This is a genomic window from Amycolatopsis sp. cmx-8-4, assembly GCF_046548675.1.
In the GTDB taxonomy this organism is placed as follows: Bacteria; Actinomycetota; Actinomycetes; order Mycobacteriales; family Pseudonocardiaceae; genus Amycolatopsis.
In genome coordinates, this window is record NZ_JAEBDZ010000005.1 from 256,792 (window position 1) to 277,971 (window position 21,180).

The 21,180-nt window shown below is 73.1% G+C and carries 19 protein-coding genes; 12 read left to right on the plus strand and 7 right to left on the minus strand.

All coding sequences use genetic code 11. From position 1 onward, the window contains the following. The first annotated feature begins 40 nt into the window (after window positions 1-40). The 3 genes from ACLJQZ_RS12780 to ACLJQZ_RS12790 all read left to right on the plus strand — a co-directional run bounded on the left by ACLJQZ_RS12780 (window position 41) and on the right by ACLJQZ_RS12790 (window position 3,795). The gene (locus ACLJQZ_RS12780) at window positions 41-1,840 is read left to right on the plus strand and encodes a Xaa-Pro dipeptidyl-peptidase (RefSeq protein WP_410620225.1); all 1,800 of its coding nucleotides are present in this window, start codon (window positions 41-43) and stop codon (window positions 1,838-1,840) included. 81 nt (window positions 1,841-1,921) lie between these two features. After that, window positions 1,922-3,121: a sensor histidine kinase gene (locus tag ACLJQZ_RS12785; protein ID WP_410620226.1), complete on the plus strand. Its 1,200-nt coding sequence runs from the start codon at window positions 1,922-1,924 to the stop codon at window positions 3,119-3,121. Further along, entirely contained in the window at window positions 3,118-3,795 is a 678-nt protein-coding gene (locus ACLJQZ_RS12790; protein WP_410620227.1) for a response regulator, read from the plus strand. Before ACLJQZ_RS12785 ends, ACLJQZ_RS12790 begins: the two co-directional genes overlap by 4 nt. Here ACLJQZ_RS12790 and ACLJQZ_RS12795 read toward each other — a convergent pair. Together ACLJQZ_RS12795 and ACLJQZ_RS12800 are read right to left on the minus strand one after the other, a co-directional pair. Further along, window positions 3,771-4,412 (minus strand): response regulator, encoded by a 642-nt coding sequence (locus tag ACLJQZ_RS12795; RefSeq protein ID WP_410620228.1) that lies wholly within the window; start codon window positions 4,410-4,412, stop codon window positions 3,771-3,773. The genes ACLJQZ_RS12790 and ACLJQZ_RS12795 overlap by 25 nt on opposite strands. Then, window positions 4,409-5,530 (minus strand): sensor histidine kinase, encoded by a 1,122-nt coding sequence (locus ACLJQZ_RS12800; protein WP_410620229.1) that lies wholly within the window; start codon window positions 5,528-5,530, stop codon window positions 4,409-4,411. The genes ACLJQZ_RS12795 and ACLJQZ_RS12800 overlap by 4 nt, the downstream gene beginning before the upstream one ends. A gap of 94 nt (window positions 5,531-5,624) precedes the next feature. Between ACLJQZ_RS12800 and ACLJQZ_RS12805 the strand changes: the two genes are divergently transcribed. Together ACLJQZ_RS12805 and ACLJQZ_RS12810 are read left to right on the plus strand one after the other, a co-directional pair. Continuing rightward, window positions 5,625-6,479 carry a M23 family metallopeptidase gene (locus ACLJQZ_RS12805; protein WP_410620230.1) on the plus strand — a complete coding sequence of 285 codons (855 nt, stop codon included), beginning with the start codon at window positions 5,625-5,627 and terminating at the stop codon, window positions 6,477-6,479. Between the two features lie 157 nt (window positions 6,480-6,636). Continuing rightward, the gene (locus ACLJQZ_RS12810; protein ID WP_410620231.1) at window positions 6,637-7,689 is read left to right on the plus strand and encodes a DUF4192 domain-containing protein; all 1,053 of its coding nucleotides are present in this window, start codon (window positions 6,637-6,639) and stop codon (window positions 7,687-7,689) included. 58 nt (window positions 7,690-7,747) lie between these two features. Here ACLJQZ_RS12810 and galE read toward each other — a convergent pair whose 3' ends face one another. The 3 genes from galE to ACLJQZ_RS12825 all read right to left on the minus strand — a co-directional run bounded on the left by galE (window position 7,748) and on the right by ACLJQZ_RS12825 (window position 10,725). Further along, entirely contained in the window at window positions 7,748-8,737 is a 990-nt protein-coding gene (gene galE, locus ACLJQZ_RS12815) for a UDP-glucose 4-epimerase GalE (protein ID WP_410620232.1), read from the minus strand. Between the two features lie 90 nt (window positions 8,738-8,827). Continuing rightward, window positions 8,828-10,012 (minus strand): galactokinase, encoded by a 1,185-nt coding sequence (gene galK, locus ACLJQZ_RS12820; protein ID WP_410620233.1) that lies wholly within the window; start codon window positions 10,010-10,012, stop codon window positions 8,828-8,830. Beyond that, window positions 10,009-10,725, minus strand: a complete 717-nt coding sequence (locus tag ACLJQZ_RS12825; RefSeq protein ID WP_305879379.1) for a metal-dependent transcriptional regulator — start codon at window positions 10,723-10,725, stop codon at window positions 10,009-10,011. Before ACLJQZ_RS12825 ends, galK begins: the two co-directional genes overlap by 4 nt. A gap of 110 nt (window positions 10,726-10,835) precedes the next feature. Here ACLJQZ_RS12825 and ACLJQZ_RS12830 point away from each other — a divergent pair, with 110 nt between their 5' ends. The 4 genes from ACLJQZ_RS12830 (at window position 10,836) to ACLJQZ_RS12845 (ending at window position 16,922) form a co-directional block, all read left to right on the plus strand. Beyond that, entirely contained in the window at window positions 10,836-11,681 is an 846-nt protein-coding gene (locus ACLJQZ_RS12830) for a sulfurtransferase (protein ID WP_410620234.1), read from the plus strand. Between the two features lie 253 nt (window positions 11,682-11,934). Beyond that, entirely contained in the window at window positions 11,935-13,104 is a 1,170-nt protein-coding gene (locus ACLJQZ_RS12835; RefSeq protein ID WP_410620235.1) for an acetoin utilization protein AcuC, read from the plus strand. A 6-nt stretch (window positions 13,105-13,110) separates the two neighbouring features. Further along, window positions 13,111-15,792, plus strand: a complete 2,682-nt coding sequence (locus ACLJQZ_RS12840; RefSeq protein WP_410620236.1) for a GNAT family N-acetyltransferase — start codon at window positions 13,111-13,113, stop codon at window positions 15,790-15,792. Further along, a complete protein-coding gene (locus tag ACLJQZ_RS12845; protein WP_410620426.1) occupies window positions 15,789-16,922 on the plus strand; it encodes a serine hydrolase domain-containing protein in 1,134 nt (377 codons plus the stop codon). The genes ACLJQZ_RS12840 and ACLJQZ_RS12845 overlap by 4 nt, the downstream gene beginning before the upstream one ends. Here the strand turns inward: ACLJQZ_RS12845 and ACLJQZ_RS12850 are convergent, their stop codons facing one another. Beyond that, on the minus strand, window positions 16,923-17,963 hold the full coding sequence (locus ACLJQZ_RS12850) for an acyl-CoA dehydrogenase family protein (RefSeq protein WP_410620237.1): 1,041 nt from the start codon (window positions 17,961-17,963) through the stop codon (window positions 16,923-16,925). A 22-nt stretch (window positions 17,964-17,985) separates the two neighbouring features. Next, the gene (locus ACLJQZ_RS12855; RefSeq protein WP_410620238.1) at window positions 17,986-19,149 is read right to left on the minus strand and encodes an acyl-CoA dehydrogenase family protein; all 1,164 of its coding nucleotides are present in this window, start codon (window positions 19,147-19,149) and stop codon (window positions 17,986-17,988) included. 70 nt (window positions 19,150-19,219) lie between these two features. Between ACLJQZ_RS12855 and ACLJQZ_RS12860 the strand changes: the two genes are divergently transcribed. The 3 genes from ACLJQZ_RS12860 (at window position 19,220) to ACLJQZ_RS12870 (ending at window position 21,107) form a co-directional block, all read left to right on the plus strand. Then, window positions 19,220-19,411, plus strand: a complete 192-nt coding sequence (locus ACLJQZ_RS12860) for a ferredoxin (protein ID WP_410620239.1) — start codon at window positions 19,220-19,222, stop codon at window positions 19,409-19,411. A gap of 83 nt (window positions 19,412-19,494) precedes the next feature. Next, entirely contained in the window at window positions 19,495-20,352 is an 858-nt protein-coding gene (locus tag ACLJQZ_RS12865) for a 3-oxoacyl-ACP reductase (RefSeq protein WP_410620240.1), read from the plus strand. Then, the gene (locus tag ACLJQZ_RS12870) at window positions 20,346-21,107 is read left to right on the plus strand and encodes a glucose 1-dehydrogenase (protein ID WP_247064107.1); all 762 of its coding nucleotides are present in this window, start codon (window positions 20,346-20,348) and stop codon (window positions 21,105-21,107) included. The genes ACLJQZ_RS12865 and ACLJQZ_RS12870 overlap by 7 nt, the downstream gene beginning before the upstream one ends. Window positions 21,108-21,180: the final 73 nt, after the last annotated feature.

The following is a 21,180-nucleotide window of genomic DNA, read 5'->3' on the forward strand; positions in this document are numbered from 1 at the left end:
GTGTGGTGACCCGTCCGCTTCGCCCGGCTTGGGGGGTTAAGTGAAAGCCGCAATCCTGGTCGCCGCCGTGCTCGCGCTGCCGTTGACCGCGGTCGCCGCCGAGGCCGCCGAACCGCCCGCCCCGGTGTTCACCGGCGGCCAGGCGCAGCCGGTGTTCGACCCGGCCGACGTCCTGCGCGAGGACGTCTGGGTCACCGCGCCGGTCGACAGCGACCACGACGGCGCCGACGACCTCGTGCACGCCCAGGTGGTGCGCCCGCGCGCGACGCTGCAGGGCATGAAGGTCCCGGTCGTGTACCAGGCCAGCCCGTACTACGCGGGCGGCAACGACGTCGCGAACCACGACGTCGACGTCGAGCTGTCCGCGCCCGGCTACGCCCGCGAAGCCGAAGGCCCGCGCGTCGCCGCGCACGGCGTCGGCCCGGCCGCCCCGATCACCTGGCGCTACCAGGACTACTTCACCGCGCGCGGCTTCGCCGTGGTGTACGGCGAATCGCTCGGCAGCGGCCTCTCGACCGGCTGCCCGACGACCGGCGACGTCAACGAGACGATCGGCGCCCGCTCGGTCGTCGACTGGCTCAACGGCCGCACACCGGCTCACGACGCCGCCGGCGTCGCGGCGAAGGCCGACTGGAGCACCGGCAAGACCGGCATGATGGGCGTGTCCTACAACGGGACGCTGCCCAACGCCGTCGCGAGCACCGGCGTCGAAGGCCTCGAGACGATCGTGCCGATCGCCGCGATCTCCAGCTGGTACCAGTACTACCGCAACGACGGCGCGGTCGTCGCCGCCGGCGGTTACCAGGGCGAGGACGCCGACGTGCTCGCCGAGTACGTCTACACCCGCGCCGATCGGCGGATCTGCCGGCCGGTCATCGACGGGCTGAACCGCGACCAGGACCGGGTGACCGGCGACTACACGCCGTTCTGGGACGTCCGCAACTACCGCGACGACGTCGCCAAGGTGCACGCCTCGGTGCTCGCGGTGCACGGCCTCAACGACTGGAACGTCAAGACCGACCAGGTCGCCGAGTGGTACGAAGCGCTGAAGGCGCACGGCGTCGAGCACAAGATCTGGCTGCACCAGTCCGGGCACGCGGACCCGTACTCGCTGCGCCGCGACGTCTGGCTCGCGACGCTCAACAAGTGGATGTCGCACTACCTCTACGGTGTCGGCAACGGCGTCCAGAACGAGCCGAAGGCGACCATCCAGCGCGAAGACCTGTCGTGGGCCGACGAAGCCGACTGGCCGGCACCCGGGACGTCCGACGTGCGCGTCTACCCGTGGCCCGGCGGCCGGTCGAAGGGCACCATCGACACCCGCACCCCGGTGCCGGGCAAGGCGACCGTCGAAACCCTCGCCGACGACGCGAGCAAGACGATCGAGCAGCTGGCGGCCGCCACATCGTCGGGAAACCGCCTGCTGTACGCGACTTCCGCGGCGAAGCAGCCGGTGCGCCTCTCCGGCACGGCGCGGGCCGACCTCGCGCTGTCGTTCGACCGGCCCGCCGCGAACGTCTCGGCGATCCTGCTGGATCGCGCCCCCGACGGCACGTCCCACGTGATCAGCCGCGGCTGGACCGACCCGCAGAACCGCACCGACCCGGCCGTCACCGAGCCGATCACACCGGGGCAGAGCTACCGCGTCGGCGTCGAGCTGATGCCGAAGGACTACATCCTGGCCACCGGGCACCGGCTCGAGTTCCTGCTGGCCTCCAGCGACCACGACTACACGCTGCGGCCCAAGCCGGGCGCGGGCCTGGCGCTGGACCTGACGAAGACGACGGTGACGCTCCCGGTCACGGGCGGCAAGCCGGCGCTGCGAGCCGCGTTCGGCTGATGACCCGGCCCGCCGGCGTCATCCTTCCGATGTAGTCGTGAGGCTGACGCGGTGGTGGCCCGGTTCGGCGAGAATGGGCGGGTGACCGCCTTCGCCTGGACCGGGCCGCTCGCCCGGCCGAGCGGCCCGCTGCCGCGGCCGTCCCGGCAGGGGTGGGCCTTCGACGTCGTGCTGGCGTTCGCCGCGACCACGGTCGGGCTCGACTACCTCACGGCGCTCGGCAACCGGATCCCGCTCGACGCGCACACGGCCCGGATGATCGGGCTGGTCGCGCTGACGCTCGTGTCGGGCGGCGCGCTGGTCTTCCGCCGCCGCTACCCGCTGATCGTCTTCTGGGTCGTGCTCGGGGCGCTCGTGGCGACGCCGGACCTGGCGTCGCGGCTGACCTTCTACTCGTTCGTGATCGCCGCCTACAGCGCGGCCGCGTTCGGCCCGTACCGGATCCCGACGCTGGTCAGCCTGGTCCTGGGCGTGTTCGAGACCGGGGAGCTGCGCTACGACGTCTGGCCGGTCGTGCCGGCTCAGTACGTCACGCTGCTGGTCGTCGTCCCGATGCTCGTCGCGACCCTCGGGCTGCGCGCGTGGCGGGTCCGGGCCGACGCCGAGCGCGAGCGGCTGTCCGAAGTGGAGCGACGGCAGGCGGACCGGCTGCGCGGCGCCGTCGAAGACGAACGCGCCCGGATCGCCCGGGAACTGCACGACGTCGTGACGCACAACGTGAGCGTCATGGTCATCCAGGCCGGTGCCGCGCGGAAGATCATGGACCGGTCGCCGGGCCAGGCCACCGAAGCGTTGCTCGCGGTCGAGGAGAGCGGCCGGCTGGCGATGACCGAGCTGCGGCAGGCGATGGGCCTGCTGACGACGGATCCCGACGGCCCGGACCTCGCCCCGCAGCCGGGCCTGGACCAGCTCCCCGCGCTGGTCGGCCGGGTGCGGGACGCCGGCGCGGACGTCGAGCTGACCGTGACGGGTCCCGCGCGGCCGGTGCCTTCGGGGATCGGGCTGGCCGCGTATCGCGTGGTGCAGGAAGGGCTGACGAACGCGGTGAAGCACGCGGCGGGCGCGGCCGTGCGGGTCGTCGTCGAGTACGGCCCCGGCCTGCTGCGCGTCGAGGTCACCGACACCGGGGGAGCGGCCGCCCCCGCCGCGGCCACCGGCAACGGCCGTGGTCTGCTGGGCCTGCGCGAGCGCCTCGCCGTCTACGGCGGCACGCTGCAGGCCGGCCGGCGCCCGGCCGGCGGCTTCCGCGTCGAAGCCCTGGTTCCCCTGGAGGCGGCGTGACCCGTGTACTCGTCGCCGACGACCAGGCCCTGGTCCGCACCGGGTTCCGGATGATCCTCGCGGCCGACGGCCTCGACGTCGTCGGCGAGGCGACCAACGGCGCCGAGGCGGTCGCCGAAGTCCGCCGCACCCGCCCCGACGTCGTCCTGATGGACATCCGGATGCCCGAGCTGGACGGCCTCGCCGCGACCCGCCGCATCCTCACCGGCGCCCCGGGCGAGCCGCGCGTGATCATCCTGACGACGTTCGACCTCGACCGGTACGTCTACGCGGCCCTGTCCGCCGGGGCCAGCGGGTTCCTGCTCAAGGACGTCACGCCGGAGCACCTGGTCGCCGCGGTCCGCACGGTCCGCACGGGAGACGCGCTGCTGGCGCCGGTGATCACCCGCCGCCTGGTCGAGCGGTACGCGCTGCGCGACACCGGCGCCGAGCGGCTGCACCGGGACCTGGCCGCGCTGACGCCGCGCGAGCTGGAGGTCTTGCGGCTGCTCGCCGGCGGCCTGAGCAACGCCGAACTCGCCGGGCGGCTGCACCTGGCCGAAGCGACGGTGAAGACGCACGTCGCGCGGATCCTCGCGAAGCTGGACCTGCGGGACCGCGTCCAAGCCGTCGTGCTGGCCTACGAGACGGGGCTCGTGACGCCGGGGGCTCAGTCCGCGATGCCCGCGCGGTAGGCGAACGCCACGGCCTGGGCGCGGTCGCGCAGCCCGGCCTTGGTGAACAGGTGGTTCACGTGGGTCTTCACGGTCGCTTCGCTCACCACGAGCGTCCGCGCGATCTCCGTGTTCGACAGGCCCGCCGCGATCAGCCGCAGCACCTCGATCTCGCGGGCGGTCAGCCCTTCGATCTCCTTCACCCGCGCGGGCGCGCTGCGTGTGGCCGCCTCGACGAGCCGGCGCTGCAGCTCACCGTCCACCGTGGACTGGCCGTCGGCGGCCGAGCGCAGGGCGCGGGCGATCGCCTCGGCGTCGGCGTCCTTGGTGAGGAACCCGCGGGCCCCGGCGCGCAACGCGGCCAGCAGCGACTCGTCGTCGGCGTACGTGGTGAGCACGACGACCTCGGTGCCCGGGTGCTCGGCGCGGACGCGTTCGGTGGTTTCGACGCCGTCGCAGCGCGGCATCCGCAGGTCCACCAGCAGCACGTCGGGCCGGTGCTCGGCGACCAGGTCGAGCGCGGCGAGCCCGTCGGCGGCCGCGCCGACCACCTCGACGCCCGGCAGCAGCCCGAGCAGCGTCACCAGGCCTTCCCGCACCACCGCCTGGTCGTCGGCGAGCACGACGCGCAAGTTCACGCCGGCACCGTCAGGTGAATCCGCCATCCGTCCTCCCCCGGCCCGCTCTCGAACCGCCCGTCGAGCAGCGCGACCCGTTCACTCATCCCGCGCAAACCGTAACCTGCCGCCGGCGCGTCCGGCGGCCGCATGCCCTGCCGGTCGGCCACGGTCAGCGCCACCTCGGTGCCCGAGTAGCCCAGGCGCACCTCGACGTCCGCCTTCGCCGCGTGCTTGCGCGTGTTGGCCAGGGCTTCCTGCACCGCGCGGACCAGCGCGGTGCCCACCGCCGGGTCCAGTTCGCGCGGTTCGCCGTCGATGCGCAGGTCCGCGCGGGCCCCGCTGTCGAGCCGGTACGCGGTCAGCAGGTCCGCGATGGTCCGTTCGACCGGGACGGCGTCCTCGCGCAGCGCGGCGACCGCCTTCCGGGCCTCGGCGAGGCCTTCGGAAGCCAGTTTCTGGGCCCGTTCGATCTGCGCGACGGCGTCCGGGCTCGCGTTGTCGCGCACCAGCATCAGGCGGGCGCCCTGCAGGTTGAGCGAGAGGCCGGCCAGGGAGTGCGCGAGGACGTCGTGCAGCTCGCGGGCGATGCGGGCGCGTTCGGCGAGCGCGGCGGCGCGCGCGTGCTCCTCGGTCGCCGTCTGCGCGCGGGCCAGGGCCAGTTCGGTCTGCTCGATCTTGGCGAGCCGGGTCCGCCGGTTCAGCCCGAGCAGGATGATCACGGCCACGATCGTGTAGGTCGGCAGGGCGCCGCGCCAGGCGTCGTGCACCGCGGCCCAGACCGTGATCGCACCGAGGTCGAACAGGACGGCCACCACGATCGGGACGACCGGCTGCCGGAGCACGATGAAGAACGTGGTGCTGAACATCGTGATCGAGGCGAAGCTGTTCGGCACGGTCGCCCAGAGCGCGCCGGACGTGGCGACCACGGTGACCATCAGCGCCGCGGGCAGGGACGGGCGGCCGTCGGTGTAGAGCCAGAGCAGGGGGATCGACAGGGCCAGGGTGATCCCGATGAGGATCCACGAGAGCAGGTCCGCCTGCGGCATCGCGGCGAACATCGGCACCACGATGAACCCCCAGCGCAGCCAGTCCTGGACCTGGGGGATCCGGTGGAACCGAGCCCATCGGGTGGTCATCGTCGCGGTCCTCCGAGGGGTGCTTGTACGGAAAATGTACCGACGCGGGCTTCGCTGTGCGGTGTCAAGCTTCCCCCTGTCAGGAGGTTCACCTATGTCCAGGTTGCGACGGCTCGCCGTGTTCGCCGCCGCCGCGGCGCTGCCCGCGCTCGGCCTCACCCTCGCCGGCCAGGCGACCGCGTCGGCCGCGCCCAACTTCCAGGTGCCGTTCAAGTGCGGCACCACCGTGACCGCGGCGACGTTCAGCGGGCACAGCCCGGAGTACTCGGTCGACTTCCAGAAGTCGGGCATCACCGGGATGCCGGTGCTGGCGGCCGCGTCGGGCACCGTGACCCGGGTGGCGAACGAGGGCGACACCAGCTACGGCAAGTGGATCGAGCTCGACCACGGCGGCGGCTGGCGGACGCGCTACGCGCACCTGTCCGCCCAGGAGGTCTCGGTCGGGCAGTCGGTCGCCGGCGGCAAGGAGATCGGCAAGGCGGGCGCGACCGGCGGGGTCACCGGGCCGCACCTGCACTTCGAGGAGCGGCTTGACAGCGTCGTGCAGAAGGCCAAGCTGAACGGCGTCGCGGTGCCCTACTACGGGCACACGGACTTCACCAGCAAGAACAACTGCGGCGGCAACCCGTACTCCGCCGAAGAGGTCTGCGGTTCCGGCTTCTCCGTCGTCGACCAGCAGGCGCTCGCCGGCTCGTCGGGCACGACGTACCTGCTGTACAACTCCTCGACCAAGGCGAACTGCGTGACGACGTTGAAGGCGACGTCGCTCGGCACGGCCAGCCCGGTCTCGGCGTTCCTGGAGGTCCAGGGTGCGGCGCGGACCACCGACTCCGGCAGCTTCACCTACTACGCCGGGCCGGTGAAGAAGACCGCCGCGGCCACCTGCGTGAAGTGGGGCGGTTCGGTGGGCAGCAACACCTACACCAGCCCGTTCGAGCACTGCGGCTGAGCGGCCCCGGTCGGTGGGGCCGGGCACTCTAGCCCGCCCCACCGACAGGAACCGCCGCCCCGGCCGGCCCGGACCCCGGTTGTCCACATCGGTCCCGCCCATCCACAGATTCGCCGCCACCGCCCCACCCGGCCCCGTCCTGCCCCACGGTGGAGGCATGACCACCTCCACTCCAACCGGCCGGCCGCCGGTCAGCCTCAGAGATCCCGCGCAGCTGCTGGCCGCGCTCCCGTACCTGCTCGGGTTCCGGCCCGGCGCCTCCGTCGTCCTGCTCGGCCACCGCCCACCGGACGGCCACCAGGTCGGCCTGGTGATGCGCGCCGACCTCCCGCCCGGTGCCGAGCGCGCCCGCCAGGCCCAGGCGCTCGCGCCGCTGTTCGCCGGCGCCCGGCACATCGGCGTGACACTGGCGATCATCGGCGGTGAGCGAAGACCCGGCGCCCCGCCGCCGCACGCGGGCTTCGTCGACGAGCTGGCGGACGCCTTCGCCGAGCACGGCATCCCGGTGGTGCACGCGCTGTGGGCCGCCGACATCGTGGCGGGCGCCCCGTGGTCCTGCTACCCCGGCGAGGACTGCGTCGGCGAGCTCCCGGACCCGCGTTCGACGGTGGCGGCCGCGGCCGCCACCGAGAGCGGCACGGTGGTGTTCGACAGCCGCGAAGAGATGCTGGCGCTGCTCGCCCCGCGATCGCCGGAGGCGGTGGCCCGCCGGTCCGCGGAACTGTCCCGGCTGTCCGAACTGCCGTGGCCCGAGGCGACCCGCGTCGCCGACGCGGCCGCGGAAGTCCGCGCGGCGTTCGACCGCCAGCGTCGCGGCGAAGGTCGACCCACGGACGCCGAAGCGGTCCGGCTGGCCTGCGCCCTGATGCTCTCCGACATCCGCGACGTCTGCCTGACGATGGCGGTCCCACCCCGCGCCCCGGCGGCCCGCGAGGCCGAGCGCCTGTGGCTGACGCTGGTCCAGGAACTCCCGGCCCCCGAACGAGCCGAGGCGGCGGCCCTACTGGGCTACACGGCGTTCATGCGCGGCGACGGAACCCTCGCGGGCATGGCGTTGGACAACGCCCTGGAGGCGGCCCCGGACCACGTGCTGGCCAACCTGCTGAGGAGGGTCCTGGACCACGGAACACCCCCGGACGTCCTCCTGGGCCTGGCCATGGCCACGGACCCGGAAGACGCTACCGGCTTCGGCCTGGAACCACCGTCCTGACGCGACTCACCTTGGGCCACAACGGATCCCGGCCGGTCATCGCGTCGTCGACAAGCCGTCAGCCCTGGGTGGCGCGTCGCGACTGGGTGAACGTCCACGCGTCGCGGACGATGCCCGTCAGGTCGGTGCGCTCCGGCTTCCAGCCGAGGTCCTCGCGGGCGCGGTCGCTGGCCGCGACGAGCACCGACGGGTCGCCCGCGCGGCGCGGCGCCACCGCGGCCGGGACCGGGTGGCGGGTGACCTCGCGGCAGGCCTCGATCACCTCGAGCACGGAGAAACCGGTGCCGTTGCCCAGGTTGTAGATGCGGTGCTCACCCGCCGTCGCGTGCTTCAGCGCCAGCAGGTGGGCGTCCGCGAGGTCCACGACGTGGATGTAGTCGCGGACGGCGGTGTGGTCCGGCGTCGGGTAGTCGTCGCCGAAGATCTGGATGCGCTCACGGTCGCCCGTGGCGACCTGCAGAACGAGAGGGATGAGATGGGTTTCCGTGGCGTGGCGCTCGCCGAGGGCGCCGTACGCGCCGGCGACGTTGAAGTACCGCAGGCTCACCGCGGCCAGGCCGTGCGCGCCGGCGAAGGTGGTGATCGCGTGGTCGATGGCCAGCTTGGTGGCGCCGTAGGTGTTGGTCGGCCGGGTCGGCGCGGACTCCGCGATCGGCGACGACTCCGGCTCGCCGTAGGTCGCCGCGGTCGAGGAGAACACCAGGCGCGGCGTGCCGTGCTCGTGCATGGCCTCGAGCAGCCGCAACGACGTGACGACGTTGCCTTCCCAGTACTTCGCCGGATCGGTCATCGACTCGCCGACCAGCGACTTCGCCGCGAAGTGCAGCACGCCGTCGAAGCCCTCGCGCAGCAGGCTGCCCGCCACCTCGGCGGCGTCACCCTCGATGAACCGCGCGTCCGGGTGGACGGCGTCGGCGTGCCCGGTGGACAGGTCGTCGACGACCGTGACCTGGTGCCCGGCCTCGACGAGCCGGGCCGCGCAGACACTGCCGACGTACCCCGCTCCGCCCGTCACGACCAGTTTCAGGGCGTTGCTCTGCTCCGACACGTCCGAGCCTTCCTGCCGAGGGTGACTGTGCGCCACAGTCTTCCCCCACGCCGACGGGCGGGCCCGGGCGGGGGTTGTCCCCGCCCGGGCTCAGACCTCGTCGCGCCCGGCGCCGCGGGACGGGACCGCGGTGAACATCCGCGGCCGCCGGTAGCCGGCCTTCTCGAACGCCGTGTCCACGCCCGCATTGACCCCGGCCAGGTCGGCGTCGCGGACCAGCGCGATCGCCGAGCCGCCGAAGCCGCCGCCGGTCATCCGCGAGCCGAGCGCGCCGGCCGCGCGGGCCGAGTCGACCGCGAGGTCCAGCTCGGCCGTGGAGATCCGGTAGTCGTCGCGCATGCTGACGTGCGAGGCGTCCAGGTACGGGCCGATCTCGGCGATCTCGCCTTCGCGCAGCAGCGCGACGACGTCGAGCACCCGCTGGTTCTCGGTGACCACGTGCCGCACCAGCGGCGCCAGGTCCGCCGGGAGCCGGTCGAGCGCGTCGGCGAGGCCTTTGGCGGTGATGTCGCGCAGGGCCTTCACCCCGAGCAGTTCGGCCGCCCGTTCGGTGCCCCGGCGCCGCTCGCCGTAACCGCCTTCGGCGTGGGAGTGCTTGGTGCGGGTGTCCATGATCAGCACCTGCAGCCCGGCCTCGGCCAGCCCGAACGGCACCTGCTCCTGCTCGCCGGACCGCACGTCGAGGAACAGCACGTGGGACTCGGTGCAGCACAGCGACGCCGTCTGGTCGAGCAGGCCGGTCGGCGCGCCGACGAAGTCGTTCTCCGAGCGCTGCACCCACCGGGCCACCTCGGGCCGGGCCGGGACGCGCTCGTCGGTTCCGTCGAGCTCCAGGCCGGCCAGGCCCAGCAGCGCCAGCGACACCGCGCACTCGAGCGCGTGGGAGGAGGACAGCCCGGCCCCCGACGGCACGTCGCCGGCGATGACCAGGTTCGCGCCGGCCGTGAAGCCCTGGTCGCGCAGCACCCAGGCGACCCCTGCCGGGTACGCGGCCCACCCGTCGACCCTGCCGGGCTCCAGGTCGGCGATCGTGAGCTCGCCGGAACGCTGGAGCTGCCCGTCGTCACCGAGCGTGGCCACGGACAGGACACCGTCCTCCCGGGGCGACGCCGCCGCGGCCAAGCGGTGCGGCAGCGCGAAGGGCAGCACGAAGCCGTCGTTGTAGTCGGTGTGCTCGCCGATCAGGTTCACCCGGCCGGGCGCCGACCACACGCCGGCCGGCGTGGAGCCGTGCACCGTGTGGAACGCCGCCGCGGCCTCCGAGGCCGGGCTCACCTGGCCTGCGCCAGGACGGCGTGCAACGCGGACGTCGAGACCTGCGCGGTGTTGTCGCCGCCGGTGACCTCGATGGTGCTGCCGTTGGCCTTGCCGATGACGACCGTGCCGCCCGGCACGATCCCGACGGACTTGAGCTCGGTCATCAGCGACTCGTCCAGCTGGACGTGCTCGGCGATGCGCCGGATCTCGACCCGGCCGCCGCCGGTGCGGGCGAACTCGTCGAGCCGGACGAGGTCGGCCTCCGCGGGCGGCGCCGGATCGCCGTCGCCCAGCTTGTCCAGACCGGGGATCGGGTTGCCGTAAGGGGAGGTGGTCGGGTGGTCGAGGAGCTTGACGAGCTTGCGCTCGACGGCCTCGCTCATCACGTGTTCCCAGCGGCAGGCCTCGTTGTGCACGTGCTCCCACTCGAGCCCGATGACGTCGACGAGGAGGCGTTCGGCCAGGCGGTGCTTGCGCATGACGGCGATGGCCAGCTCCCGGCCGTGGTCGGTGAGCTGGAGGTGCCGGTCGTCCGCGACCACGACCAGTCCGTCGCGCTCCATCCGGGCGACGGTCTGGCTGACGGTCGGGCCGCTTTGCTGCAGTCGCTCCGCGATCCGGGCGCGCAGCGGGACGACACCCTCTTCTTCGAGCTCGTAGATCGTACGCAAGTACATCTCGGTGGTGTCGATGAGATCGTTCACGCTGTCCCCTTCGTCCGCGTTGCTCATCGTAGTCGTTGGCCCCGACAGCGGCGGCGGGCCTGGGGATAACAACTCACCGGCGGTGGAAATGTCCGGCCCGGGCGGATCCGGGCCGCGGACCGCTGCAAGATGGGGGTATGCGCTCGCTGATCAGCACCACCGACCTCGCCGCCGCACTGGCCGGCCCGGCCGGCGACCGGCCCGTCGTCCTCGACGTCCGCTGGCGGCTCGCCGGCCCGCCGGGGGCCGAGTCCTACCAGGACGGTCACCTGCCCGGCGCGGTCTTCACCGATCTCGACCACGTGCTCGCGGGCGAGCCGGGCGAGGGCGGCCGGCACCCGCTGCCCGACCCCGCCGACCTGCGGCGAGACCTGCGCGCGGCCGGCGTGCGCGCTGGCGGGCCGGTGGTGGTCTACGACGACGCCGACGGTTCGGTGGCGGCGCGGGCCTGGTGGCTGCTGCGCTGGGCGGGGCACGACGAGGTCGCGGTGCTCGACGGCGGTTACGCGGCGTGGATCGCGGCCGGGCACCCCGTCAGCACGGAGCAGGCGAACCCGGAACCGGGTGACGTCGAGGTCCGCCCGGGCGGCATGCCGGTCCTGGACGCCGACGAGGCGGCCGCGCTGGCCCGCGACGGCCTGCTGCTCGACGCCCGGGCCGCCGCGCGCTACAGCGGCGAGACGGAGCCGGTCGACCCGCGCGCGGGCCACATCCCGGGCGCGGTGAACGCCCCGTTCAGCGGCCACACGGCCGATGACGGCCGCTGGCGCACGCCGGAAGAGCTGGCCGACCGCTTCGCCGGCCTGGGCCTGCGCCCCGGCGAACCGGTCGCCGCGTACTGCGGCTCGGGGGTGACGGCGAGTTCGGTGGTGCTGGCCCTGGAGATCGCCGGCCACCCGGGCGCGGGCCTGTACGCGGGCTCGTGGTCCCACTGGTCCCGCGACCCGGACCGCCCCGCGGCAACGGGCGACCTCCCCGGCTGACCTGGCGCGACCCACCTCGAAAGCCGTGAAGGCCTCCTTACCGGCTATAAGAGCCGGTAAGGAGGCCTTCACGGCTTTTACCGGCACACGTCGGCAGCGGCGGCGAGCGCACGGCCGAGCTTTCGCGAGGCCGGGGCCGGCGGCGGGAACCGGCCGTGCCGGGCGTGGTGGCGAGCGCACGGCCGGCACCGGCGGCCGGCTACCGCGGCTTTCGGGGCCGCGGGCCGCCGCGATCGGCACTACAGTCGGGCGTATGGCGCCGGCTGTCGTGTGGGACTCCTCCCTGCTGGGTTATGACCTCGGCGGGGATCACCCGTTCAACCCCGTCCGGCTGGAACTGACCGTCCGGCTGGCCACCGAACTGGGCGTGCTCGACGGCGTCGAGCTGCTCGTCCCGTCCGCCGCCGGGGACGAGGAACTCCTGCGGGTCCACGCGCCCGAGTACCTGGCCGCCGTGCGGGAGGCGCCGCTCGTCGGGTGGGATGTCGGGCACGGGCTCGGGACCTCCGACAACCCCGTGTTCAGCGACATGCACGACGCCTCCGCGTTGGTCGTGGGCTCGACGCTGCTGGCCGCGCGCAAGATCGCCGAGGGCGAGGCCACCCGGGCGGTCAACATCGCCGGCGGGCTGCACCACGCGATGCGGGACCAGGCGGCCGGGTTCTGCGTCTACAACGACTGCGCCGTCGCGATCTCGTGGCTGCTCGACCACGGCTTCGAGCGGATCGCCTACATCGACACCGACGTCCACCACGGCGACGGCGTCCAGGCCGCGTTCTACGACGACCCCCGCGTCCTGACGATCTCGATGCACCAGCACCCGTTCACGCTCTGGCCGGGCACCGGCTACTCGGCCGAAACGGGCCGCGGCAAGGCCGACGGCACCTCGGTCAACGTGCCGCTGCCGCCGCGCACCCGGGATCCGGGGTGGCTGCGGGCGTTCAACGCCGTCGTCCCTTCGCTGCTGGCCGATTTCGAGCCGCAGCTGCTGTTCACCCAGTGCGGCGTCGACTCCCACGAAGAGGACCCGCTCGCCGACCTCTCGTTGTCCGTCGACGGCCACCGGACCATCTACACCACCCTGCGCGACCTCGCCGAGACCTACGCGGGCGGCAAGTGGATCGCCGTCGGCGGGGGCGGCTACCAGCTGATCCGCGTGGTCCCGCGGTCGTGGACGCACCTGATCGCCACCGTGCTCGACCGGGACGTCGATCCGGCGACGCCGCTGCCGCCCGGCTGGGTCTCGACCGTCGGCAAGGCCGCGCCGAACGCCGAGCTGCCGCGGGCCATGACCGACGATCGCGACACGGGGTTCAAGCCGTGGGGCGACGGCGAGGACGACCCGGTCGACGTCGCCGTCCGGGACACGCGCCGCGCCGTCTTTCCCTTGCACGGCTTGGATCCCGACGACCCCAGGGACTGAGTGACCATGGCCGGACGGGATCCCTTCGACTACCCCCGTGACTGGGAGGCCGACGTCGTGCTGTCCGACGGCGGCACCGTCCACCTGCGCCCGGTGCTCCCGACCGACGCCGACGGGCTCGTCTCCTTCCACGGGAAGCTTTCCGAGCGCACCCGCTACTTCCGCTACTTCGGCGCCTACCCGCGGATCCCGGAGAAGGACCTGAAGCGGTTCTCCACCGTCGACCACCACGACCGGGTCGCCTTCGCGGCGTTCCTCGGCGACGACATCGTCGCGGTCGGCCGGTACGAGCGGCTGGACAGCGGGCCGTCGGCCGAGGTGGCCTTCGTGGTCAGCGACGTGCACCAGGGCCGGGGCCTCGGCTCGATCCTGCTGGAACACCTCGCCGCGGCCGCGTCGGAGTGCGGGCTGCGCCGGTTCGTCGCCGAGGTGCTCGCCGAGAACGCCGCGATGGTCCGCGTCTTCCGCGACGCCGGCTACCAGGTCAGCCGCGAGATCGAGGAGGGCGTGCTGCACCTGGAGTTCGACATCGACCCGACCGAGGAGTCGCTGGCCGTCGCCCGCTCCCGCGAGCAGGCCGCCGAGGCGCGCAGCGTGCACAACCTGCTGCACCCGACGTCGGTCGCGGTGATCGGCGCGTCCACCGACCCGGGCAAGGTCGGCCACGTCGCCTTCGTGAACCTCCTCGCCGCCGCGTTCACCGGCACCGTCTACCCGGTCAACCCGGAGCACCGCTCGGTGCGCGGCGTGCGCGCCTACCCGTCGGTGCTCGACATCCCGGACTCGGTCGACCTGGCGCTGGTCGCGGTGCCGGCCGAGGCCGTCGAGTCCGTGCTGGACGCCTGCCTGGCCAAGGGCGTGAAGACGCTGCTGATCGTGTCCGGCGGGTTCGGCGAGGCGGGCCCGCACGGCCTGCACGCCGAGCTGCGGCTGGTCGGCGAGGCCCGGGCGCACGGCATGCGCGTCGTCGGGCCGAACGCGCTCGGCGTGCTGAACACCGCGCCCGGCATCCGGCTCAACGCCACCCTCGCGCCGCGGCTGCCGGGCCGCGGCCGCACCGGCTTCTTCTGCCAGTCCGGCGCGCTGGGCACGGCGATCCTGGCCGACGCCGAGGCGCGCGGGCTCGGCCTGTCGACGTTCGTCTCGGCGGGCAACCGCGCCGACGTCTCCGGCAACGACCTGCTGCAGTACTGGGAAACCGACCCGGACACCGATCTCGTGCTGCTCTACCTGGAGTCCTTCGGCAACCCGCGCAAGTTCGCGCGGCTGGCGCGGCGGCTGGGCCGGACGAAGCCGATCGTCGCGGTGAAGTCGGGGCGGCACGCGGTCCGCTCGCAGCTGGCCGCGACGTCCACCGAGATCGACGAGATCAGCGTCCAGGCCCTGTTCGAGCAGGCCGGCGTCGTGCGGGTCGAGTCGCTGGCGCAGCTGTTCGACACCGCGCTCGTGTTCGCGCACCAGCCGCTGCCCGCCGGGCCGCGGATCGCCATCGTCGGCAACTCCAGCGCGATCGGGCTGCTCGCCGCCGACACCGCCCGCGCGCAGGGGCTGCGGCTGGCGTCGGACCCGGTGGACGTCGGTCCGCAGGCCGGTCCGGAGGAGTTCGCCGCCGCGGTGGGGGCGGCGCTGACCTCGCCGGACACCGACGCGCTGGTCGTCGTCTTCGCGCCGCCGGTGGCGATCCCCGGCACCGCGTACGCGCGCGCCCTGCGGGAGACCGTCGTCGAACTGGGGCAGCGCAAGCCGATCGTCTCGACGTTCCTCGCCGCCGAAGGCGTCCCGCACGAGCTCGCCGTGCTCTCCGAGGACGGCGTGGCCAGTCGTGGCTCGATCCCGTCGTACCCGAGCCCGGAACGCGCGGTCAACGCGCTGGCGAAGGTCGTCCGCTACGCGGCCTGGCGGCAGCGTCCACAAGGGACACTGGTACGGCCGTCGGGGATCCACACCGAGCAGGCGCAGGTGATCGTGCGCGAGCTCCTGGCCGCGGAGGACGGCAAGGCGATCCTCCTGACGGACCCCGATGTCGTGCGGCTGCTGGGGTGTTACGGCATCGACGTCGTCCCGTTCCGCGTGGTGTCCACAGTGGACGACGCGGTCGCGGCGGCGGCCGAGCTGGGCTACCCGGTGACGCTCAAGGCCGTCGACGAGCGGCTGCGCGGCCGGCCCGACCTCGCCGGGGTGCGGCTCGACCTGGCGTCGGAGGACTCGGTGCGCACGGCCTACGCGGTGCTGCGCGAGATCTCCGGCGAAGACGACGTGTACGTGCAGCAGATGGCGCCGAAGGGCCTGTCGTGCGTGATCGGGCTGCAGGACGACCCGTCGTTCGGCTCGCTCGTGTCGTTCGGGCTGTCCGGCCTGGTCAGCACGCTGCTGGGGGACCGCGCCTACCGGGCGGTGCCGGTCACCGACGTCGACGCGGCCACGCTGCTGCGCGAGCCGCGGACGGCGCCGCTGCTCACCGGCTACCGCGGCGACGAGCCCGCCGACCTCGCCGCGCTGCAGGACATGGTGCTGCGCGTGGCGGCGCTCGCCGAGGACAACCCCGAGGTGCGGTCGCTGACGCTGGATCCGATCCTGGCCTCGCCCGACGGCGCGTTCGTCGCGAACGCCCGCCTGGTGCTGGGCCCGCCGCCGTCGCGACCCGACACCGGCCCGCGGCGCCTGCGCGCCATCAACCCCCAGGACTGAGCGTGCTCACCGAACTGCTGACCCGGCACGCCGCGGACCTGCCCGGCGCGGTCGCCCTCGTCGCGCGTGGCGACCAGGTCGAGGTGGCGGCGGTCGGCTCGGCCGACGCCGGGGGCACCGTGCCGATGGCCCGGGACTCGCTGTTCCGCATCGCGTCGCTGACCAAGCCGCTGGTGGCCGCGGCGGTCATGCTCCTCGTCGACGGCGGCGAGCTCGCTCTGGACGACCCGATCGCGCGCTGGCTGCCGGAGCTGGCGTCCCCGGTGGTCGTGCGGACGCCGGCCGGTCCGGTCGACGACGTCGTGCCGGCGGCCCGGCCGATCACCGTCGAGGACCTGCTGACCTTCCGCTGCGGGTACGGCCTCGCGGCCGACATGGGGCTGCCCGCGGTGGACCTGCTGCTCCAGGTGCTGGGCCACCCGGCCGAGGCGTCCCGCGCGCTGCCGCCGGACGAGTGGCTGGCGGCGCTGGGCCAGGTCCCGCTGCTGCGTCAGCCCGGTGAGGCGTGGCTGTACGACACCCCGTCGGACCTGCAGGGCGTGCTGATCGCGCGGGTGTCGGGCCGGTCGCTGCCGGAGTTCCTGGCGGAGCGGCTGTTCGGGCCGCTCGGCATGGCCGACACCGGGTTCTCGGTGCCGACATCGGCACTGGGCCGCTTCACCAGCGCGTACCGCCAGGGTGCGGCCGGGCTCGTGCTGGCCGACCCGCCGGAGGGCCGGTGGAGCGCCGAGCCGGTGTTCCCGTCCGGTGGGGGCGGCCTGGTTTCGACGGCTGACGACCTGCTCGCGTTCGCCCGCTGCCTGCTGGCCGGGGGTGCGGTGGCCGGGCGGCGGCTGCTGGCGCCGGAATCGGTGCGCCTGCTGACGAGCGATCACCTGACGGCCCCGCAGCGCGCGGCGGCGAGCCTGTTCCTGCAGGGCCAGGGCTGGGGGTTCGGCGGTTCGGTCGACGTGGCGCCGACGCGGCCGTGGCACACCCCGGGCCGCTACGGCTGGATCGGCGGCGCGGGCACCGCGGCCCACCTGATCCCGGCGACGGGCACGGTCACGGTCCTGCTGACCCAGCTCCAGATGACCGATCCGCACCCGACGCCGTTGATGCGGGAGTTCTGGACCTACGCGGCGAAGTAGCTACGACGCCGCCAGTTCGTCGCCCAGGGTGATCAGCTGCGGGGTGGCCGGGCCCAGCAGGAACTCCAGGCGCTTCGCCGCCACGAAGTACCGGTGCACCACGTGGTCGACGTCGATGCCGACGCCGCCGTGGACGTGGACCGTGGTGTGGGCCACCCGGTGGCCCGCCTCCGCGGCCCAGAACTTGGCCGTCGCCACCGCTTCCGTCGCCGGGAGGTCCGAGGCCAGCCGCCACGCCGCCTGCAGTGACGTCAGCCGCACCGCCTCGACGTCCACGTACGCGTCCGCGAGACGCTGACGGACCGCCTGGAAGCCGCCGATCACGTGGTCGAACTGCTTCCGCTCGGCCGCGTACGCCGCCGTCAGCTCCAGGGCCCGTTCGACGACGCCTAGCTGCTGCGCGCAGATCCCGGCCGTGCCGCGCAGGCGCAGCCACTCGCCGATCGGGCCCAGGGAAATCCCGGCCACCTCGGATAGTTCCAGCAGCGCCGCGTCCGCGTGGTCGACCGTCTGCTGCGGCCGGACCGTGACGCCCGAAGCGGCCGCGTCGACCAGGAACACCTCGCCGGACGTGGTTTCCACCAGCAGGCCGTGGGCGAACGCGCCGAACGGCACCGCGGACTGGGCGCCGGTCAGCCGGCCGCCGGTCACCCGGAAGCCGCACGGCGCGCCCGGGTCCGGCAGGGCCACCGTGAGCACGCGCTCGCCGCGCAGCACCGGCAGCACCCAGCGGTCCACCAGCTCCGGCGTGCCGAACTCCGCCAGCGCCGACGCCGCCATCGTGATCGACGTCAGGTAGGGGACCGCGGCCACCGCGCGGCCGATCTCGGTCAGCACCGCGCACTGCTCCAGCAGCCCGAACCCGCCGCCGCCGAGCGACGACGGCAGCGCCGCGTCCAGCACGCCCGCCTGGCCCAGCGCCGTCCACAGTGGAGCGTCGAAGCCGCCGGTACCGTGCGGGTCGTGAGTGACCTTGTCGGCGAGGATCCGCCGGGCCAGCGCGGCGAGGTCGGCCGACGCCTCCGAAGGGGTGAAGTCCATACAGCTCCTAACTGAGACGCTCCTAGCGCGTGACGGGCAGGCCGAGGGCGGTCGCGGCGATCATGTCCCGCTGGATCTCGTTGGTACCGCCGCCGAAGGTGAGGATCAGCGCCGAGCGGTGCTGTCGTTCGATCCGCCCGGCCAGCAGCGCGCCCGGCGAGCCGTCGCGGACGACGGCCGCCGCGCCGAGCACCTCCATCAGCAGCCGGTACGCCTCGATCGCGAACTCGGTGCCGTACACCTTGGTCGCCGACGCGTCGGCCGGCCCCAGCTCGCTCGCCGCGGCCGCCCAGGCGATCCGCCAGTTCCGCAGCTTCAGGTACTCCGCGCCGGCGTGCACCCGCGCGAGGTGCAGCCGCACCCACTCCTGGTCGATGGCGCCGGTCTCCTTCGCCCACGCCAGGACGTCGGACAGGGCCTTGCGGATCGGGGCCGACGACGTCAGCGCGACGCGCTCGTGGTTGAGCTGGTTGGTGATCAGCGGCCAGCCCGCGTTCTCCTCGGCCACGCGCGCCGACACCGGCACGCGCACGCCGTCGTAGTAGGTCGCGCTGGTGCCCGCGCCCGCCACCGTGTGCACCTTGGTCCACGAGAACCCGGGCGCCGAGGTCGGCACGATCAGGATCGACAGGCCCCGGTGCTTCTTCGCCTCCGGGTCGGTCCGGACGGCGAGCCAGACGTAGTCGGCGTGCTCGATCAGGCTCGTCCACATCTTCTGGCCGGTGACGACGTACTCGTCGCCGTCGCGCACCGCGCGCGTCCGCAGCGACGCGAGGTCGGTGCCCGCCTCCGGTTCGGAGTAGCCGATCGAGAAGTGCAGCTCGCCGGCGGCGATCTTCGGCAGGTAGAACGCCTTCTGCTCGTCGGTGCCGTAGCGCATGATGGTCGGCCCGACGGTGTTCACCGTCAGGAACGGGACCGGCACCCCGGCGACCGCCGCCTCGTCGGTGAAGATGAGCTGGTCGAGCATCGGCCGGCCCTGGCCGCCGTACTCCTGCGGCCAGCCGAGCGCGAGCCAGCCCTCCTTGCCCAGCTGCCGGACGATCTCCTTGTAGACCAAGCCGTCGCCGTACTCGCCGCTGCCCGCGCGGAGGGCGTCACGACGTTCCGGCGTCATCAGCTCGGCGAAGTACTCCCGCAGCTCCGCGGCCAGTGCGCGCTGCTCCGGCGTGTAGTCGATCCGCACCCGTCACCTCGATCCGGCGTTATAGTAGAACCTGTTCTAGTTGTACCAGGACTGACGCGGCGGAGGAAGCATGGAGATCGGCGTCGATCGTTCGCTCTGCGAGGCGAACGCGGTGTGCTTGGGGTTCGCGCCGGACATCTTCGACCTCGACGACGACGAAGAACTGGTCGTCCGGCCGGGTCCAGTGCCCGGCGACCAGGCGGAACGGGTCTCCGGTGCGGTGCGGGGCTGCCCGAAGAACGCCCTGTTCATCGTCAGTTAGCGGTGTTTACTGAAAAGCTTGCCCAAAACGAGAACAGATTCTAGTGTAGGCCCGTCAACCAGGACTCGATGAGGAGGCCTCGCGTGAGCCTGACCGGCCGGACAGCGATCGTCACGGGTGCCGCCGCCGGGCTGGGACGGGCCGAAGCGCTCGCCTTGGCCGCGCGGGGCGCCACGGTCGTCGTCAACGACATCGATGCGCCGAAGGACGTCGTCGAAGAGATCGAAGCCGCCGGCGGCCAGGCCGTCGCGGTGGCCGGCGACGTCGGCGAGCGCGCCACGGCCGACACGCTCGTGGCGGCCGCGCTCGACCTCGGCGGGCTCGACATCGTCGTGAACAACGCCGGCGTGCTGCGCGACAAGATGCTCTTCTCGATGTCCGACGACGACTGGGACACCGTGCTCCGCGTCCACCTGCGCGGGCACTTCCTGTTGTCCCGCAACGCCGCGAAGCACTGGCGCGACAAGTCCAAAGAGGACGGCAAGCCGGTGTACGGGCGGCTGGTGAACACCGCGTCCGAGGCCTTCCTGATCGGTTCGCCCGGCCAGCCCAACTACGCCGCGGCCAAGGCCGGCATCACCGCGCTCACCATGTCGGCCGCCCGCGGCCTGGCCAAGTACGGCGTCCGCGCCAACGCGATCTGCCCGCGGGCGCGGACGGCGATGACCGAGGGCGTGTTCGGCGCCGCCCCTGCCGAAGGCGCCGACCCGCTCTCGGTCGAGCACGTCGCCCCGTTCGTCGCCTACCTCGCCTCACCCGCCGCCGAGCACGTCAACGGCCAGGTGTTCGTCGTGCACGGCGGCTCGGTCGCGCTGGTCGAAGCGCCGCGGATCGAGCGGCGCTGGTCCCTCGACGAGCTGGAGACGACCGTCAGCGACTACTTCGCCGGCCGCGACCCCGGCCGGATGTTCGCCGCCACCGAAATCCTGGAGGAATCGTGAGGCTCGACGGGAAGATCGCTCTCATCACCGGTGCCGCGCGCGGACAGGGCGAGGCCGCCGCCCGCGCGTTCGTGGCCGAAGGCGCGAAGGTCGTGATCGCCGACATCCTCGACGACGAGGGCAAGCAGCTCGCCGCCGACCTGGGCGACGCCGCCGTCTACCAGCACCTCGACGTCGGCAGCGAAGACGACTGGGCGGCGGCGATCGAGCGGGCGACCACGGAGTTCGGCGCGCTGAACGTGCTGGTCAACAACGCGGGCATCCTCCATTTCTCGGAACTGGGCAAGACGACGCTGGCCGATTACGAGCGCGTCATCCGGGTGAACCAGATCGGGGCGTTTCTCGGGATGCGCTCGGTCGTTGAACCCATGACCGCCGCCGGCGGTGGCTCCATCGTCAACGTGTCCTCTGTGGAGGGTCTGGCCGGGATGCCGTACCTCATCGCCTACACCGCGAGCAAGTTCGCGATCCGCGGGATGACCAAGGTCGCGGCCATGGAACTCGGCAAGAAGCACATCCGGGTCAACTCGGTGCACCCCGGCGCGATCGACACGCAGATGGTTTCGACCGCGGCCGGCGGCCAGAAAGTCGACATGTCGTACGTCGGCAAGAAGGTGGCCCTCGGCCGGGTCGGGCAGCCCGAAGACATCGCGAAGCTGGTGCTGTTCCTGGCCAGCGAAGAAAGTTCGTACTGCACAGGTTCGGAGTTCGTGGCCGACGGCGGGGCGACAGCGTCCCACGCGCTCAACTTCTGAACGGAACGACGTTGGTTAACACCGCTAACGAAAAGCGGACACCGGGTATGGACGACACTCGGGGGTGAGCGAC

Coding starts and splice junctions, on each gene's coding strand:
- ACLJQZ_RS12800 (WP_410620229.1), bottom strand. CDS start 5,530: ATGACCACCCGATGGGCTCGGTTCCACCGGATCCCCCAGGTCCAGGAC.
- ACLJQZ_RS12805 (WP_410620230.1), top strand. CDS start 5,625: ATGTCCAGGTTGCGACGGCTCGCCGTGTTCGCCGCCGCCGCGGCGCTG.
- ACLJQZ_RS12810 (WP_410620231.1), top strand. CDS start 6,637: ATGACCACCTCCACTCCAACCGGCCGGCCGCCGGTCAGCCTCAGAGAT.
- ACLJQZ_RS12825 (WP_305879379.1), bottom strand. CDS start 10,725: ATGAGCAACGCGGACGAAGGGGACAGCGTGAACGATCTCATCGACACC.
- ACLJQZ_RS12830 (WP_410620234.1), top strand. CDS start 10,836: ATGCGCTCGCTGATCAGCACCACCGACCTCGCCGCCGCACTGGCCGGC.
- ACLJQZ_RS12835 (WP_410620235.1), top strand. CDS start 11,935: ATGGCGCCGGCTGTCGTGTGGGACTCCTCCCTGCTGGGTTATGACCTC.
- ACLJQZ_RS12840 (WP_410620236.1), top strand. CDS start 13,111: ATGGCCGGACGGGATCCCTTCGACTACCCCCGTGACTGGGAGGCCGAC.
- ACLJQZ_RS12850 (WP_410620237.1), bottom strand. CDS start 17,963: ATGGACTTCACCCCTTCGGAGGCGTCGGCCGACCTCGCCGCGCTGGCC.
- ACLJQZ_RS12860 (WP_410620239.1), top strand. CDS start 19,220: ATGGAGATCGGCGTCGATCGTTCGCTCTGCGAGGCGAACGCGGTGTGC.